Origin of the sequence: Mesorhizobium xinjiangense (genome assembly GCF_009749525.1) — a bacterium.
GTDB lineage: Bacteria > Pseudomonadota > Alphaproteobacteria > Rhizobiales > Rhizobiaceae > Mangrovimarina > Mangrovimarina xinjiangensis.
The window spans coordinates 16,703-33,182 of the sequence record NZ_WOAC01000023.1; the positions used below are offsets into that span (position 1 = coordinate 16,703).

Here is a 16,480-nt window from a genome sequence, read left to right on the forward strand (position 1 = left end):
TTCTTTGTCGTGCTATTCGGACCTACATCGGCGCCAGCACAATGCGGGGAATGGCAATATATGTGTGGGATTGTTGCAATCATCGGCGGGCGGCCCGTCGCACCATTGATCGTCGACGCGCTGAAGCGGCTGGAATATCGCGGCTATGATTCGGCCGGCGTGGCGACGATCGAGAACGGCCGGCTGGCGCGCCGGCGCGCCGAAGGCAAACTGGTCAACCTGGAGGCGCGGCTGGAAGCGGAGCCGCTTTCGGGGACGATCGGCATCGGACACACCCGCTGGGCGACGCACGGCGTTCCCAACGAGACGAATGCCCATCCCCATTTCGCCGGCGACGTGGCAATCGTGCATAACGGCATCATCGAAAATTTCGCCGAACTGCGATCCGAGCTGGCGGCCAAGGGCCATGTGTTCAGCACCCAGACCGACACCGAAGTCGTGGCCCATCTCGTTTCCGAAGGAATTTCGGGCGGATCGAGCCCGCAGGAGGCTGCCTTCGCCGCGCTCAAGCGGCTGGAAGGCGCCTTCGCCATCGCGCTCATGTTCCGTGGCGACGAGGACCTGTTGATCGGCGCGCGCAACGGTCCGCCGTTGGCTATCGGACATGGCGAGGGCGAGACCTATCTCGGATCGGATGCGATCGCGCTGTCGCCGTTCACCAATCAGGTGACTTATCTCGAAGACGGCGACTGGGCGGTCGTGCGGCGCGACAGCGTCAAGATCTGCGACATGAACGGGTCTCCGGTCGAGCGGCCCAGGCAGACCTCGGTGGCGACGAGTTTCCTCGTCGACAAGGGCAATCACCGCCATTTCATGGAAAAGGAGATCCACGAACAGCCCGAGGTGATTTCCCATACGCTGGCCAATTATCTGGACTTCGCCAACGGCGCGATCAGGCAGCCGGAGCTGCCATTCGACTTCGCCACGCTCGACCGGCTCACCATCTCGGCCTGCGGCACGGCCTATCTCTCCGGGCTTGTCAGCAAATACTGGTTCGAGCGGTTTGCGCGGCTGCCGGTCGACATCGATATCGCTTCGGAGTTCCGCTATCGCGAAATGCCGCTGTCAAAGAACAGCGCGGCGGTCTTCATCTCGCAGTCCGGTGAAACCGCCGATTCGCTGGCCTCGTTGCGCTATTGCCGCGGCGAGGGCGTTCCGATCGCCTCGATCGTCAATGTCCAGGGTTCGACCATCGCGCGCGAATCCGATATCGTCTTTCCGACCCTCGCCGGACCCGAGATCGGCGTTGCCTCGACCAAGGCCTTCACCTGCCAGCTTTCCGTGCTTGCTTCGCTCGCCCTGCGCGCCGCGCGTGAACGCGGCACCATCGACAATGAGACCGAGCGCAAGCTCATACGCGCCCTGTCCGAGGCGCCACGGCTGGCCAGTCAGGTGCTGCGGCTGGAGGAGCGGTTCCGGGAGCTGGCGCGGGAATTGTCTCATTACAAACACGTTCTCTATCTCGGCCGCGACACCAGCTATCCGCTGGCCCTCGAAGGGGCACTCAAGCTGAAGGAGATCTCCTATATCCATGCCGAAGGCTATGCGGCAGGGGAGCTCAAGCACGGTCCGATCGCGCTCATCGACGAAGAGATGCCGGTCATCGTCATTGCGCCGCATGACCGCATCTTCGACAAGAGCGTCTCCAACATGCAGGAAGTGGCCGCGCGTGGCGGCAAGATCATCCTGATCACTGACGCGACAGGGGCCGAAAAGGCGAACGTATCGACGCTCGAGACCATCGTGATGCCGGATGTGCCTGAATTCGTCGCGCCGATCGTCTACGCGCTGCCGGTCCAGATGCTGGCCTATCACACCGCCGTATTCATGGGGACCGATGTCGACCAGCCGCGCAATCTGGCCAAATCGGTGACCGTGGAATAGGCGCGCGATCCGCGTCCGTCTGCCGCGGCGTCGATTCGCGGCAGACGAATTTGGCGCTTTTGCCTTTCAAATTTAGAATGCAGTGCATTATGTATCGTGAAGCCTCTGCTCACACGGCAGAACGGAGCCATGTCCGATCACTCCAAATCGCATCGCGGTATGACGCGCATCAGAAACTATTTCCTCACCGGGTTCGTCGTCTGCGCGCCGCTTGCGATCACCGCCTATCTGACGTGGTCCTTCATCGGCTGGGTTGATTCCTGGGTCAAACCCTACATCCCGGGACGCTATAATCCGGACAATTATCTGCCCTTTGCCGTGCCTGGCTTCGGGCTGATCGTCGCGTTGATCCTGATCACGCTGATCGGCTTCCTGACGGCGAACTTCATCGGCCGGACGATCTTTTCCTATGGCGAGTATTTTCTCGATCGCATGCCGCTCGTGCGCAGCATATACCGCGGTCTCAAGCAGATTTTCGAGACCGTGCTGTCGCACAAGTCGGACGTCTTCAAGAAGGTCGGTCTGATCGAATACCCACGTCGAGGGTTGTGGGCGATCATCTTCATCTCCAGCGAGAGGGAATCCGAAGTCAATATCAAGCTGGAGGATCAATCCGGAAGGACCGTCGCTGTCTTCCTGCCGTCTACGCCCAATCCGACGACGGGTTTCCTGCTTTACGTGCCGAAATCGGAAGTCATCGAATTGTCGATGACGGTCGAGGAGGCGGCCAAGCTGATCATATCGGCGGGGCTCGTGACGCCGGAATACCAGAAGATCACCCACGACCTGGCGGTTCAGGCCGGCGCGACAACGCCGCGCGACGCGGCCTGACCGTTCAACCCGCCCGCAACAGCCGCACCGCTTCGTCGCGGCCGAACAGATAAAGAAGCAGCCGCAACGCCTGTCCGCGCTCGCCGCGCAGCTCCGGATCGCGTTCCAGCACGAGCCGGGCATCGTTGCGCGCCGTCTCCAGAAGATCGGCATGCGCCTCGATTCGCGCCACCAGGAAGCCCGGCGTGCCGGACTGCCGTGTTCCGAGGAGTTCGCCTTCGCCGCGCAGCTTCAGGTCTTCCTCCGAGATGACGAAGCCGTCCTCGGTTTCGCGCATGACCGACAGGCGCCGTTTGGCCGTCTCGCCGAGCGGACCCTTGTAGAGCAACAGGCAGGTCGAGGCCTTGTCGCCGCGGCCCACCCGGCCGCGCAACTGGTGGAGCTGCGCCAGGCCGAAGCGTTCCGCATGCTCGATGACGATGATCGTGGCGTCGGGGACGTCGACCCCGACCTCGATGACGGTCGTTGCGACGAGGATGCGCGTGTCGCCGTTCTTGAACGCCTGCATCGCCGCGTCCTTTTCGGCCCCCTTCATCCGGCCATGCACCAGACCGACCTGCGAACCGAAGATCTTTTTCAGGGACGCGAAGCGGTCTTCGACCGACATCAGTTTCATTTCCTCGGATTCTTCGACCAGGGGGCAGATCCAATAGACCTTCTGGCCCTCGGAAATGGCGGAGCGAAGCCGTTCGATGAGATCGTCGAGCCGCTCGAGGGGAAGGGTGACGGTCTGGATCGGGCGGCGCCCGGCCGGCTTTTCGGTCAGACGCGAGACGTCCATGTCGCCAAAGGCGGTCAGCACCAGCGTGCGCGGGATGGGCGTGGCGGTCATGACCAGCATGTCGGGAGCCTCGCCCTTGGCCGTCATCGCCAGCCGCTGGTGGACACCGAAGCGATGCTGCTCGTCGACGATGGCCAGGCCGAGATTGCGGTAATTCACGCTTTCCTGGAAAAGCGCATGGGTTCCGACGACGAAGTTGATCGATCCGTCGGCCAGTCCGGCGAGCGTCTCGGTGCGCTCCCGCCCTTTTTCACGGCCCGTCAGCACAGCGCATTTGAGGCCCGCTTGGGCCGCCAGGGGGGCGATGGTGGCAAAATGCTGGCGCGCGAGGATTTCCGTCGGCGCCATAAGGACGGCCTGCGTGTCCGCTTCGGCGGCGCGCGCCATGGCAAGGAGCGCAACCACCGTCTTGCCGGCGCCCACATCGCCCTGCAGCAGGCGCAGCATGCGTTCGGGTCTGGCCAGATCGGCCTCGATTTCGGCCAGCGCCTGTTCCTGGGAGCCGGTCAGTGCATAGGGGAGCGCTGCGCGAATGCGATCGACCAGACGTCCGTCACCGGTGAGCGGGCGGCCGGAGAGCTTGCGGATGCGCGCGCGCATCATCGCCAGGGAGAGCTGCCCGGCCAGAAACTCGTCATAGGTCAGGCGGCGGCGGGCGGCGTTGTCGGGCGAGACGTCGAGGGCGTCCGATGGGTTGTGCAATCGCATCAGGGCCTGGTCGAAGCCCGGAAAGCTGTGCCGTCGCTTCAATTCGCCGTCGAGCCATTCGGGCATGTCTGGCAAACGGTCGAGCGCCTGTTGCAGGATGCGCCGCAGGATGCGCGGCGAAAGACCTGCCGTCAGCGGGTAGACGGGTTCGACGAGCGGCAGCGAGGCCGCCTCGGCCGCCGGCACGACATGATCGGGATGGACCATGGAGGGCCGGCCGTTGAACCATTCCATGCGCCCGCTGACGAGGACTTGCGAACCAACGGGCAGCAGTTTTTCCAGCCATGCCTGCTTGGCGTGGAAGAATGTCAAGGCGATCTCGCCGCTTTCGTCATGGGCGAAGACCCGGTAAGGCACGTTGGCTCGGCCGCGTGGTGACGGCTGATGACGGTCGACATGCAGTTCGAGTGTGACGATCGCCCCTTCGGCCGCGCGCGCCACGCCGGGCCGGTTGCGCCGGTCGATGATCGAGTGCGGCAGAACGAAAAGCAGGTCGCCGACGCGCGGCTCACGTTCGCCGAGATCGGCCGGAACGATGCGCGCCAGGAGGCCGGCCAGTTTCGTGCCAACGCCGTCCAGCGCGGTAACCGGTGCAAACAGCGGATCGAGAAGGGAAGGGCGCATGCGGCAAGATTATGCAGGCAAGTCCGGCGCGCAAGGCTGACACCCGACATGATCCACTATATATCGACGCGGCAGAGGATTTCTTCGACATGAACGGCACTCACGAAACCGACGACCTCGAAACACGCAAGCGCAAGGCGCTGTTTCGCTCCTGGCACCGCGGCATGCGTGAATGCGATCTCATTTTGGGATCGTTCGCCGATGCGCGTCTGGCGGCCTTGACCGAGGCCGAACTCGAACAATATGAAGACCTGCTCAAGGCGCCGGATGCCGAACTCTTCAAATGGGTGACGGGCGAACACCAGGTGCCCGAACGCTACGACACGACGTTGTTCCGCTCGATCCGGGGATTTCGCCATTCGGTGGAATGAACCCTGATCGACGCCCCGACATAGCACAGATCAAAGCATTGCCATGAGCCTGATTTCCCCTCTCGGCCTGAAGCCTGGCCGCATCGGACCGGTGACGATTTCCAATGTCGCCGACGGCTACGAGGCGTTTGTGCTGGCCCGCATCGCGACGGAAGCATGCGGCGACGGCCCGCTGATCTTCGTCGCCCGCGACGGCCAGCGCCTGCCGAGCCTCGCAGATGCCCTTGCCTTCGTGGCGCCCGGACTGCCCGTCCTCGAACTGCCCGCCTGGGACTGTCTGCCCTATGACCGGGTGTCGCCAGGAGCGGACGCCGCCGCCCGCCGGCTCGACGCGTTGGCCAGGATGATCGCGCTGAAGGAGAAGCCGCACCGGGCCGTCATTCTCACCACCGTCAACGCCATCCTGCAGCGTTTGCCGCCGGCCGAAGTGCTTGCCCAGCAGGTCTTCGCAGTGAAACCCGGCAACCAGGTCGATATGGACGCCTTGATCGGGCGGCTCGAGAGCAGCGGTTTCGAGCGTGTTTCCACCGTGCGCGACGTCGCCGAATTCGCCGTGCGCGGCGGCATTCTCGACCTTTACGCGCCTGGCGCGGCGGAGCCGCTTCGCCTCGACTTCTTCGGCGACACGCTGGAGACGATCCGTGCCTTCGATCCGGCGACGCAGCGCACGACCAGCCAGCGCAGCGAGTTCATCCTGCAGCCGGCCAGCGAGGTTGCGCTGACGCCGGAAATTGTCAGCCGGTTCCGCCGCAGCTATATTGAGGCATTCGGTGCGCCGACGCGCGAGGATGCGCTCTATGCCGCGATTTCGGAATCGCGCCGCTTTGCCGGCATGGAGCATTGGCTGCCGTTTTTCTACGAGCGCCTCGAAACCGTCTACGATTACGTCCCGGACGCGCCGGTCGTGCTGGACAATCTCGCCCGCGAAGCGCTGGTCGAGCGGCACGATCAGATCCTCGACCACTACGACGCGCGCCGCAGGCAGGCCGACGGCCAGGGCCATGGCGATGCCACGCCCTACAAGCCGGCCCCGCCGACGCTGCTCTATCTCTCGCCCGAAGACGTCGTTGCCACCGCAGGCGACAGGATGCTGGTCGACCTCTCTCCTTTCGACATGCCGGAAACGGGCGGTCGCACGGTGATTTCGGCCGATTCCAGGGCCGGTCGCAACTTTGCCGCCGAGCGCGCCGACCCCAACGCCAACGTGTTCGACCATGTCGTCGACCACGTTGCCGAGACGCGCTCTGCCGGCCGGCGCGTCGTGGTTGCCGGCTGGACCGAAGGGTCGCTCGACCGTCTGGCGCAGATCCTCGATGAACATGGGCTCGGCAATCTCACCCGCGTCGAGGTCTTCGACGACTTGCAGCGTCTCGATCGCGGGCAGGTCGGATTGGCGGTGCTGCCGCTGGAAAGCGGATTCGAAGGCCGCGAATTCGCTGTGGTGGCCGAGCAGGACATTCTCGGCGACCGCCTGGTCAGGCGCACCCGGCGCAAGAAGGCAGCCAACTTCATATCCGAAGTCTCAGCCCTGGCTGCGGACGACATTGTCGTGCACACCGATCATGGCATCGGCCGCTTTGTCGGGCTGCGCACCATCGAGGCGGCGGGCGCCCCGCATGATTGCCTGGAAATCCACTATGCCGCGGACGGTCGGCTCTTCCTGCCGGTCGAAAACATCGATCTTCTGTCGCGCTACGGCTCCGATGCCGCCGACACGCCGCTCGACCGTCTCGGTGGCGGGGCGTGGCAGGCGCGCAAGGCCAAGCTGAAGAAGCGCCTGCTCGACATGGCGGGCGACCTCATCCGCATCGCCGCCGAGCGCCAGATGCAGGGTGCGCCGGCCATCATGCCGGCCGATGGGCTTTATGGCGAATTCGCCGCTCGGTTTCCCTATGAGGAGACCGAAGACCAGCAGAACGCCATCGACGCGGTTATGGACGATCTGCGCGCCGGCCGCCCGATGGACCGGCTGATCTGCGGCGATGTCGGTTTCGGCAAGACCGAAGTGGCGCTGCGCGCGACATTCCTGGCGGCGATGGAAGGGTTTCAAGTGGCCGTGGTCGTGCCGACGACGCTTCTCGCGCGCCAGCATTTCAAGACCTTTTCGCAACGCTTCGCCGGCCTGCCGGTGCGCGTGCGCCAGGCGTCGCGGCTTGTCGGATCGAAGGAACTGGCCGAGACCAAGAAGGGCATCGCCGACGGTGTTGTCGACATCGTGGTGGGCACGCATGCGCTTCTCGGCGCGTCGATCAAGTTCAAGAATCTGGGCCTGCTCATCATCGATGAGGAGCAGCATTTCGGCGTCAAGCACAAGGAGCGGCTGAAGGATCTGAAGAGCGACGTACACGTCCTGACCTTGTCGGCCACACCCATTCCTCGCACGCTGCAACTGGCTCTCACCGGTGTGCGCGAACTGTCGATGATCACCACGCCGCCCGTCGACCGCCTGGCGGTGCGCACGTTCATTTCGCCCTTCGATCCGCTCGTCATCCGCGAGACCCTGCTTCGTGAGCGCTATCGCGGCGGACAGAGCTTCTATGTCGTGCCGCGTATTGCCGACCTTGCCGATGTCTCCGCCTTCCTGCGCGAACAGGTGCCCGAACTGAAGGTCGCCACGGCGCACGGGCAGATGCCGCCCGGCGAGCTCGACGACGTTATGAACGCCTTCTATGACGGGCAGTACGACGTGCTGCTGTCGACCGCGATCGTCGAATCCGGCCTCGATATTCCGACCGCCAACACGATGATCGTGCACCGTGCGGATATATTCGGACTGGCCCAGCTCTACCAGCTTCGCGGACGCGTCGGACGATCGAAGGTCCGTGCCTATGCGCTGTTTACATTGCCGGCTAATCGAACCTTGACGGCAACCGCCGACCGGCGCCTCAAGGTGCTGCAATCGCTCGATAGTCTGGGCGCGGGCTTTCAGCTCGCCAGCCACGATCTCGACATCCGCGGCGCCGGAAACCTGCTCGGCGAGGAGCAGTCCGGCCATATCAAGGAAGTCGGCTTCGAACTTTACCAGCAAATGCTCGAGGAGGCTGTCGCCGAACTGCGCGGCACAGGCGAAGCGCTCGACACGGGATGGTCGCCGCAGATCACCGTCGGCACCGCCGTGATGATCCCCGAGGACTATGTGCCAGACCTGCAATTGCGCCTGGCGCTCTACCGGCGGCTGGCGGAGCTGGAAACCACCGAGGAGATCGACGCGTTCGGCGCCGAGCTCATCGACCGCTTTGGCGCGCTGCCGCTGGAGGTCCAGCACCTGTTGAAGATCGTCTACATCAAGGCGCTCTGCCGCAAGGCCAATGTGGAAAAGCTGGACGCCGGACCGAAGGGCGTGGTGCTGCAGTTCCGCAACAAGGAATTCGCCGATCCGGCCGGTCTTATCCGCCTCATCGGCGAGCAGGGGGCGCTGGCCAAGATCAGGCCGGACCAGAGCGTCGTCTTTACGCGCGATTGGCCCAATCCGGAAAAGCGGCTCGCCGGCGCAGCCGTGGTCATGACACAACTGGCCCGCCTGGCGGAGAAGGCGGCTGCCTGACGGCCGGTCCGTTCCCGATCACGGCTGTGCGGAACGTCAGACCAGCTTTTCCAACTCGCCACGCGCCTTGGCTGTCCCGATCTGCCTGAAGGCGTCGGCGAGCGTCTCGGCGTCCTGCGCGCCCATGACGGCGAACTTTCCCTCGATGAGAAAGCAGGGAACGCCACGAACGCCCATTTGGGCGGCGGTGGCGATCTCCTCGCGGACCGCCTCCTTGTCGGAATCGGTCGGCAGCAACGTCTCCACCACTGCGATATCCATGCCGCTGTCGCGCGCAGCTTCAATCAGCATGTCGCGGTCGCCGACATTGCGGCCTTCTTCGAAATAGAGCTTGAACAGCCGCCGCACCAGGATGTTCTGAACCTCCAGTCCGGCCGATCCCGCCCAGCGGATGAGGCGATGCGCGTCGAGCGTGTTGGGCGACACCTCTATCCTGTCTAGATCGAAGGCGATGCCTTCTGCGCTGCCGGCCTCCCGGACGGTGTCGTGCACCTGGCGCAACCGCGCCTCGTCGCCGAACTTCGCCAGCATATAGGATTTGCGGTCGTAGCCTTCGGGCGGGATTGACGGATCGAGCTGGAAGGGCCGCCAGCGCACTGCGAAATCCGCTTCGTCAACGATCGCCATGGCACGGTCGAGCCGCTTCTGGCCGATGAAGCACCACGGGCAGACCACGTCGGATACAACGTCGATGTCGATTGTCGTCTTGTCGGTCATGTCGGCAGCCTTTCGTGGGATTGGCCGTCTGCGATTCTAGTGGTCCGTTTCCAACATTTGCATCCCATTTGCATCGGCCCTGAGGGCAAATGTTGGAATCAGGCGCTATCCGGGACTGCGCCACCAGGTCGTCAGTTGATACCCGTAAAGCGGCGTGACGTCGGGGTGGGCAATGCGCGACCACCGTGCCAGCCATTGTTCATCACGATGATAGAGCGGGACAACCCATGCGCCGCTCAACAATACGCGATCATAGGCGCGCACCGCCTCGACGAAATCGGCCCGCGAGCGCGCGTTCAGCAGCGCATCGATCATGGCGTCCACGGCGGGTTCGGCGACACCGGCGAAGTTCCACGAGCCATTGGCGTCGCGAGCGACGCTACCCCACCGGCCGACTTGCTCCACGCCGGGCGACAGCGAGGAGGGATAGGTATACAGGATGACATCATAGTCGAAGGTGATGAGGCGCTGCTGGTATTGCGCCGCATCGGCCGAGCGCAATGTCGTCTGGATGCCAAGACGCGACAGGGTGCGCTGCCAGGCCAGTGCCAGTTCTTCGCCGCTTTTGGCCTTGAGCATGATTTCGAAGGACAGTGGCCGCCCGTTCGCGTCGACCATGCGTCCTTCTTCCATTTGGTAGCCGGCATGCTTGAGCGCCTCATAGCCGTGCCTCAGGAATGCGCGATCGCGTCCGCTTCCGTCCGACGACGGCGGCGACCACTCGCCCGCCATGATCGAGGGGGCGACGGCATCGGGAAAATCGGCCAGAAATTCGCGCTCCTTGTCGCTGGCCGGTCGGCCGTGGGAGGAGAGTTCTGAGCCGTCCCAGTAGCTCTTCGTCCTTGTATAGACGCCGGAGAACAGGTTGCGGTTGGCCCATTCGAAATCGAACAGCCCGGCAAGCGCCCGTCTGAGCTTGCGGTTCTGGAATACCGGGCGGCGCGTGTTGAGTACGAAGCCATGCATGCCGGACGGCAGCCCACTCCTGAAACTCTCCTTGACGACTGCGCCGGAAGTGACCGCCGGAAAATCATACTCGCTCGACCAGCGCGAGGCGCTGTTTTCGATATGGATGTCGATCAGCCCCTTCTTGAACGCCTCGAACAGCGTGTTCTCGTCGCGGAAATAGTTGATGCGGATCTCGTCGTAATTGTCGAAGCCGCGCTTGGAGGAAATGTCCCTGGCCCAATAGTCCTCATTGCGGCGAAAGGTGATCAGTTCACCCGGACGGACCATCTCGATCCGATAGGGCCCGCTGCCGATCATCGGCTTGAGCGTCGAGCGATCGAAGGTTTCAGCGTCGATTGCATGCTTGGGCAAGACTGGCATCAGACCGAGAATGAGCGGCAGCTCGCGATCGGGCTCCTTGAAGACAAGCCGCACCCCGTTGGGGGCTGCCATTTCAATCCGCTCGATCTTGTCGATCGTCGTTCGATAGCGCGGCAAGCCCTTGTCGCGCAGCAGCTCCAACGTGAAGATCACGTCCTGCGGCGTTACCGGTTCACCGTCTGAGAACCGCGCCCGCCGGTCGAGCTGGAACTCGACGAAGCTGCGCTCCTCGTCTGTTTCGACCGTCTTCGCGATGAGTGGATAGAGCGTGAACGGCTCGTCGTAGGAACGCATCATCAGGCTGTCGAAGACGAGGTTGCCGAAGACGAGGTCGACGACGCCGCGCGCGCCCGAGCCCTGCACGATGTAGGGATTGACGCTGTCGAAGGTGCCCTGGACGGCATAGTTGATCGTGCCGCCCTTCGGCGCGTCGGGATTGGCATAAGGCAAATGGGAAAAGTCGGCGCCGAGTGCCGGCTCGCCGTGCATGGCAATGGCGTGGCTCGGCTGTGCGGCCGCGGCCATTGCGGTCACGACGATGCACAGGCTGGCAAGCAGGAGGGTGTGGAGGGTCTTCATGATCCCGACAAGTCAGGGGCTGCAATTCGCCTTCGGTGGCTGCGATTCGCCGCGCACGGTAGCATGCCGGCCTGTAACCCACCGCAACAACCTGTCCGATGTGGCATAAATTGGGAGATGGACTGGATTCAACTGCCCTGCCGGTGTAACAGGCCTATGAGTTCTGGCTCGGCGAGTCTGTGTGGCGGCGGGCCTTGCTGTTGCCTCATTTGATCAACAGGTAGCGGGCACGCACCATATGCCGGGCGCCCAGGAGCATGCGAGAGGAACACCACACGATGAAACATTGCAAAAGCACGGCGAGCCGATATCTGGCCATGGCGACCGGCCTCGCTGCCTTCCTTGCCGTCGGCGCCGCGCCGGCCGCCGCGCAGCAGCAGCAGCCCCAGGTGCCCAAGGGCTGGTTCAAGGCCTGCTCCAAGCAGGAAGATATCGATATCTGCAACATACAGAATATCGTTCTCGCAAACTCGGGCCAGTTGGTGACCGGCGTCAGCCTGATCGAGGTGAAGGGCAAGGTGAACCGCAAGGTTTTCCAGGTCACCGTTCCCTCCGGTCGTATGATCCCGCCTGGCATCGGCCTGCAGATCGATGGCGGCAAGGCCCAGAAGGTCGACTATGCAATCTGCTTTCCGGACCGCTGCGTTGCAGAAGTGCCGCTGACCGATACGCTGGTCAACTCGTTCAAGAAGGGGTCGGAGCTGAGGCTCACCTCGGTGAACTTCCAGAACCAGCCGAATCCGATCAACGTGTCGCTCCAGGGCTTCACCGATGCCTTTGACGGACCGCCGATGCAGCAATCCGACCTGCAGGAGCGTCAGCAGAAGCTCCAGGAGTTCGTCAACAAGAACAACGAGGACTTCGCCAAGAAACTCAAGGAAGAGCAGGAAAAGGCGAAGGCTGCGAACTGATCGGCCGCGAGCCTGAGCTCCAAATCAGGAAACAGGCAGGAATTTGCGAAAGGGCGGGGCGTTGTCTCCGCTCTTTCTTTTTGTGCCATCGGGGCGCTCGGTCGAACCGCCGCGCGGACCGTTTACACGACGTAATCTGTGTGAAACGGGGCGGGTTGCCCGCAAGGGGATTCTCACACCCCGTTCGCTCGGTTAGCATTCCTGTTGATTCGGGATGATTCTCGAACGGACAAGGGGATGCATAGATGGCAGTCCAGGCGGCGGAATCGATCGGGCCTCAGACAGACGGCGCACAGCGCGAACCCTCAATGGAAGAGATATTGGCGTCGATCCGGCGCATCATCGAGGACAGCGACCAGGTGCACAAACCGGACGCTCCCGCGACGGCGACATATGACGAATCCGCTGCGGAAAGCGACATGCGCAGTTTCTCGGCCGAGTTGAATCAGCCCGCCGACGCCGCGGAGCGCCAGGACGGCCCGACATCCGAAAGCGCGCAGGTCGATCAGGCGCACACGTCTTCGCCCTTGCCGAACGAGACTGCCGCCGTGGCGACGGACGCAGACGCGCCCGGGACGTTCGGCCGGTTCGCGACGGAGGCCCCTGCCGCGCAGCCACATGAGCATGAAAGCGAGCCGAGGGGAGACAAGGCGGCTGCGCCGCGCGAGAACAACATGGCCTTGGACGAGGAAATGGACGTTGCTCTGCCGGCGGCAGAAGGCGTCGAAACGCCGGCGCCGCAAGGATTGCAGGCCGCGCAAGATGCGACCGGCCGCGCCCTCGCTCCGGCACCGGCGGGACAGGGCAATCTCGGTTCGATCATATCCGAACAGGCGGGCCGGCAGGTCTCGGCGGCGTTTGATGAACTATCCGAAGTGTTTGCCGCCGGCCGGCGGAGAAGTTTTGATGAAATCGCGGCCGAAATGATGCGTCCGATGCTCCAGGAATGGCTGGACAACAATCTGCCGACGCTGGTCGAGCGCCTGGTGCGCGAGGAAATCGAGCGGGTTGCGCGCGGTCACGCCGACTGAGCGGACGATCTCCTTTCTGCCTGTCACGTTTGTGCGCCGCCTGCGGGCGGCGTTCGGCGTTGCTTGCCCGGTCTTCGCACGCAGTTGACTTGCCGGCAGCCATCCGGTTTACACCCTGCCAGACTTCTCCCATTCGCGGACGACCCATATGCTTGAAAAGACCTATGACGCCAAGGCGGTCGAACCCAGGATCGGACAGATCTGGGAAGCGGCGGACGCCTTTCGGGCGGGCGCCGGTTCGAAGCCCGGCGCGGAAGCCTTCACCATCGTCATCCCGCCGCCCAATGTGACCGGCTCGCTGCATATGGGGCACGCGCTCAACAACACGCTGCAGGACATCCTGGTGCGCTTCGAGCGCATGCGCGGCAAGAACGTGCTGTGGCAGCCGGGCATGGATCATGCCGGCATCGCCACGCAGATGGTGGTCGAGCGCAAGCTGACGGAGCGCCAGGAGCATCGCCGCGACCTCGGCCGCGAAAAGTTTGTCGAAAGGGTCTGGGAGTGGAAGGACGAGTCCGGCGGCGCCATCATGAACCAGTTGAAGCGCCTCGGCGCTTCCTGCGACTGGTCGCGCGAGCGCTTTACGATGGACGAGGGGCTGTCAGAGGCCGTCATCGAGGTCTTTGTCTCGCTCTACAAGCAGGGGCTGATCTACAAGGACAAGCGGCTGGTCAACTGGGACCCGAAGCTTTTGACCGCCATTTCCGACCTCGAGGTCGAGCAGCACGAGGTCGACGGCCATCTGTGGCATTTCCGCTATCCGATCGAAGGCGAGCGCTTTGACCCGGAGAACCTCGCGACATTCATCACCGTCGCCACGACCCGGCCGGAAACCATGCTGGGCGATACCGGCGTGGCGGTGCACCCCGGCGACGAACGCTACAAGCACCTGATCGGCCGCAACGTCGTGTTGCCCATTGTCGGGCGCAGCATCCCGATCGTTGCCGACGAATATTCCGACCCGGAGAAGGGCACCGGCGCCGTCAAGATCACGCCGGCGCATGATTTCAACGACTTCGAGGTCGGCAAGCGCAATGGCCTCAAGGCTGTCAATGTCATGACGCCCGAAGCGGCGGTCACGCTTCTAAACAACGAGGACTTTCTGGATGGCCTCGAGCCGACAGCGGCGCAGCGCCGACTGTGGAAGGAGCTCGACGGGCTCGACCGCTTCGAGGCGCGCAAGGCGATCGTCAAGATCATGGAAGAGGGCGCAATGCTCGCTCAAACCGAGCCGCACAGGCACACGGTTCCGCATGGCGACCGCGGCGGCGTGCCGATCGAGCCCTTCCTGACCGACCAATGGTATGTCGATGCCAAGACGCTGGCCCGGCCGGCCATCGCCTCGGTGCGCGAGGAGCGCACGAATTTCGTCCCGAAGAACTGGGAAAAGACCTATTTCGAGTGGATGGAGAATATTCAGCCCTGGTGCATCTCGCGCCAGCTCTGGTGGGGCCATCAGATCCCGGCCTGGTACGGGCCGGACGGCCACGTCTTCGTTGCCAAGACCGACAAGGAAGCCCTCGATGACGCCGTCGAATATTATCTGGCGCTTGAGGGCCCGTGGAAATCCTGGGTCGAGGACAGGCTCGAGAATTTCGAGCCCGGCGACATCCTCACGCGCGATGAGGACGTTCTGGACACATGGTTTTCCTCGGCACTGTGGCCGTTCTCCACGCTGGGCTGGCCGCGGCAGACGCCCGAATTGAAGACCTACTATCCGACCTCCGTCCTCGTGACCGGGTTCGACATCATCTTCTTCTGGGTGGCCCGCATGATGATGATGGGGCTTCACTTCATGGACGAGGAGCCCTTTCACACCGTCTATGTGCACGCGCTCGTTCGCGACAAGAACGGCGCCAAGATGTCGAAGTCGAAGGGCAACGTCATCGATCCGCTGGAACTGATCGACGAATACGGGGCCGACGCGCTGCGTTTCACCCTGTCCATCATGGCCGCGCAGGGACGCGACGTGAAACTCGATCCGGCACGAATCGCCGGCTACCGCAATTTTGGCACCAAGCTGTGGAACGCGACCCGGTTCGGCCAGCTCAACGGCGCCGCCCTCAATCCCGATTTCCGGCCGCAGGACGCGAAGCTCACGGTCAATCGCTGGATCCTGACGGAACTGTCGCGTACCGTGCGCAAGGTGACGGGCGGCATTGAGAGCTACAGGTTCAACGAGGCGGCCGGCGCGGCCTACGGCTTCGTCTGGAATCTGTTCTGCGATTGGTATGTCGAGCTCCTGAAGCCCGTATTCGCCGGCCAGGACGAGGCGGCAAAGGCCGAAAGCCAGGCCTGCATGGCCTATGTGCTCGACGAGATCTACAAGCTCCTGCATCCCATGATGCCCTTCATCACCGAAGAGTTGTGGGCGCTGACGGCGGGCGAGGGGCGTTCGCGCGATGATCTCCTGTGCCTGACCGCATGGCCTGAAGCCGGTCTCGAGGACGAGGATGCAGCGGCCGAGATCAACTGGCTCGTCGAACTCGTCAGCGGCATCCGTTCGGTGCGCTCGGAAATGAACGTGCCGCCATCTGCTATCGCTCCGCTCGTCATCGTGGGCGCCAACGCGACGACGCGCGAGCGCGTAGGCCGGCACGATCCGGCCATACGCCGCCTGGCCCGCATCGGCGAGCTCGGCTTCGACGACGCGGCACCCAGGGCCTCGGCACAGATCGTGGCCGGCGAGGCAACGGCCTGTCTGCCGCTGGGAGACCTGATCGACCTCGATGCCGAGGCCGCGCGGCTGGAAAAGGCGCTTGCCAAGACGACCGGCGACATGGCGCGCATCGAGAAGAAGCTTGCCAATCCGCAATTCGTTGCCAAGGCGGCGCAAGACGTCGTTGAAGGCGAGCGCGAGAAGCTTGCCGAGCTTGCCGACGCGCGCGGCAAGCTGGAGACTGCCCTTGGAAGGGTGCGCGAGGCCGACTGAACGCGCGCGTCGCACGCTCACCCGGCCCTGCAACGGGCCGGGGGCGGGGCGACGTGATGGCCCGGCCGTCTGCGGTCGTCCGTTCTGCCTTGCGACTGATTGTTATGTAAAAAAACATCCCCGCCTCTTGAAAGAAGGCAGAGCCCGGCGCACATAAGTTCCGTCACCCGGGCCGGGCCCCTCTGGCAGGCGAGGCGTCGCCTGTGATGTCGGACCGAAGGCGATCGCGCAGACGCAG

At 63.6% G+C, this 16,480-nt stretch carries 10 protein-coding genes; 7 read left to right on the top strand and 3 right to left on the bottom strand.

What is annotated here, in order from left to right:
• The first annotated feature begins 60 nt into the window (after positions 1-60).
• Positions 61-1,884 carry a glutamine--fructose-6-phosphate transaminase (isomerizing) gene (gene glmS, locus GM909_RS20815; RefSeq protein WP_157019144.1) on the top strand — a complete coding sequence of 608 codons (1,824 nt, stop codon included), beginning with the start codon at positions 61-63 and terminating at the stop codon, positions 1,882-1,884.
• 129 nt (positions 1,885-2,013) lie between these two features.
• On the top strand, positions 2,014-2,715 hold the full coding sequence (locus GM909_RS20820; RefSeq protein ID WP_157019145.1) for a DUF502 domain-containing protein: 702 nt from the start codon (positions 2,014-2,016) through the stop codon (positions 2,713-2,715).
• Between the two features lie 4 nt (positions 2,716-2,719).
• Here GM909_RS20820 and recG read toward each other — a convergent pair whose 3' ends face one another.
• Complete coding sequence (recG, locus tag GM909_RS20825) at positions 2,720-4,828, bottom strand: ATP-dependent DNA helicase RecG (protein WP_157019146.1); 2,109 nt, start codon at positions 4,826-4,828, stop codon at positions 2,720-2,722.
• Between the two features lie 89 nt (positions 4,829-4,917).
• Here recG and GM909_RS20830 point away from each other — a divergent pair, with 89 nt between their 5' ends.
• Both GM909_RS20830 and mfd read left to right on the top strand, forming a co-directional pair.
• Entirely contained in the window at positions 4,918-5,199 is a 282-nt protein-coding gene (locus GM909_RS20830) for an FAD assembly factor SdhE (RefSeq protein WP_157019147.1), read from the top strand.
• Between the two features lie 43 nt (positions 5,200-5,242).
• Positions 5,243-8,743 carry a transcription-repair coupling factor gene (gene mfd / locus GM909_RS20835; protein ID WP_157019148.1) on the top strand — a complete coding sequence of 1,167 codons (3,501 nt, stop codon included), beginning with the start codon at positions 5,243-5,245 and terminating at the stop codon, positions 8,741-8,743.
• 36 nt (positions 8,744-8,779) lie between these two features.
• On the opposite strand, the gene GM909_RS20840 is transcribed toward mfd, so the two are convergent.
• Both GM909_RS20840 and GM909_RS20845 read right to left on the bottom strand, forming a co-directional pair.
• Positions 8,780-9,460 (bottom strand): DsbA family oxidoreductase, encoded by a 681-nt coding sequence (locus GM909_RS20840; RefSeq protein WP_157019149.1) that lies wholly within the window; start codon positions 9,458-9,460, stop codon positions 8,780-8,782.
• A gap of 105 nt (positions 9,461-9,565) precedes the next feature.
• Positions 9,566-11,368, bottom strand: coding sequence for an extracellular solute-binding protein (locus GM909_RS20845; protein WP_157019150.1), 1,803 nt, complete (start codon positions 11,366-11,368; stop codon positions 9,566-9,568).
• 278 nt (positions 11,369-11,646) lie between these two features.
• Here GM909_RS20845 and GM909_RS20850 point away from each other — a divergent pair, with 278 nt between their 5' ends.
• The 3 genes from GM909_RS20850 (at position 11,647) to GM909_RS20860 (ending at position 16,242) form a co-directional block, all read left to right on the top strand.
• Positions 11,647-12,279 carry an invasion associated locus B family protein gene (locus GM909_RS20850; RefSeq protein WP_407941332.1) on the top strand — a complete coding sequence of 211 codons (633 nt, stop codon included), beginning with the start codon at positions 11,647-11,649 and terminating at the stop codon, positions 12,277-12,279.
• A 245-nt stretch (positions 12,280-12,524) separates the two neighbouring features.
• On the top strand, positions 12,525-13,310 hold the full coding sequence (locus tag GM909_RS20855) for a PopZ family protein (protein ID WP_157019151.1): 786 nt from the start codon (positions 12,525-12,527) through the stop codon (positions 13,308-13,310).
• A 148-nt stretch (positions 13,311-13,458) separates the two neighbouring features.
• The gene (locus tag GM909_RS20860; RefSeq protein ID WP_157019152.1) at positions 13,459-16,242 is read left to right on the top strand and encodes a valine--tRNA ligase; all 2,784 of its coding nucleotides are present in this window, start codon (positions 13,459-13,461) and stop codon (positions 16,240-16,242) included.
• Positions 16,243-16,480: the final 238 nt, after the last annotated feature.

Excerpts from the sequence above, each read along its gene's own strand:
- glmS (WP_157019144.1), top strand. The coding sequence starts at position 61 with ATGTGTGGGATTGTTGCAATCATCGGCGGGCGGCCCGTCGCACCATTG.
- GM909_RS20820 (WP_157019145.1), top strand. The coding sequence starts at position 2,014 with ATGTCCGATCACTCCAAATCGCATCGCGGTATGACGCGCATCAGAAAC.
- recG (WP_157019146.1), bottom strand. The coding sequence starts at position 4,828 with ATGCGCCCTTCCCTTCTCGATCCGCTGTTTGCACCGGTTACCGCGCTG.
- GM909_RS20830 (WP_157019147.1), top strand. The coding sequence starts at position 4,918 with ATGAACGGCACTCACGAAACCGACGACCTCGAAACACGCAAGCGCAAG.
- mfd (WP_157019148.1), top strand. The coding sequence starts at position 5,243 with ATGAGCCTGATTTCCCCTCTCGGCCTGAAGCCTGGCCGCATCGGACCG.
- GM909_RS20840 (WP_157019149.1), bottom strand. The coding sequence starts at position 9,460 with ATGACCGACAAGACGACAATCGACATCGACGTTGTATCCGACGTGGTC.
- GM909_RS20845 (WP_157019150.1), bottom strand. The coding sequence starts at position 11,368 with ATGAAGACCCTCCACACCCTCCTGCTTGCCAGCCTGTGCATCGTCGTG.
- GM909_RS20850 (WP_407941332.1), top strand. The coding sequence starts at position 11,647 with ATGAAACATTGCAAAAGCACGGCGAGCCGATATCTGGCCATGGCGACC.
- GM909_RS20855 (WP_157019151.1), top strand. The coding sequence starts at position 12,525 with ATGGCAGTCCAGGCGGCGGAATCGATCGGGCCTCAGACAGACGGCGCA.
- GM909_RS20860 (WP_157019152.1), top strand. The coding sequence starts at position 13,459 with ATGCTTGAAAAGACCTATGACGCCAAGGCGGTCGAACCCAGGATCGGA.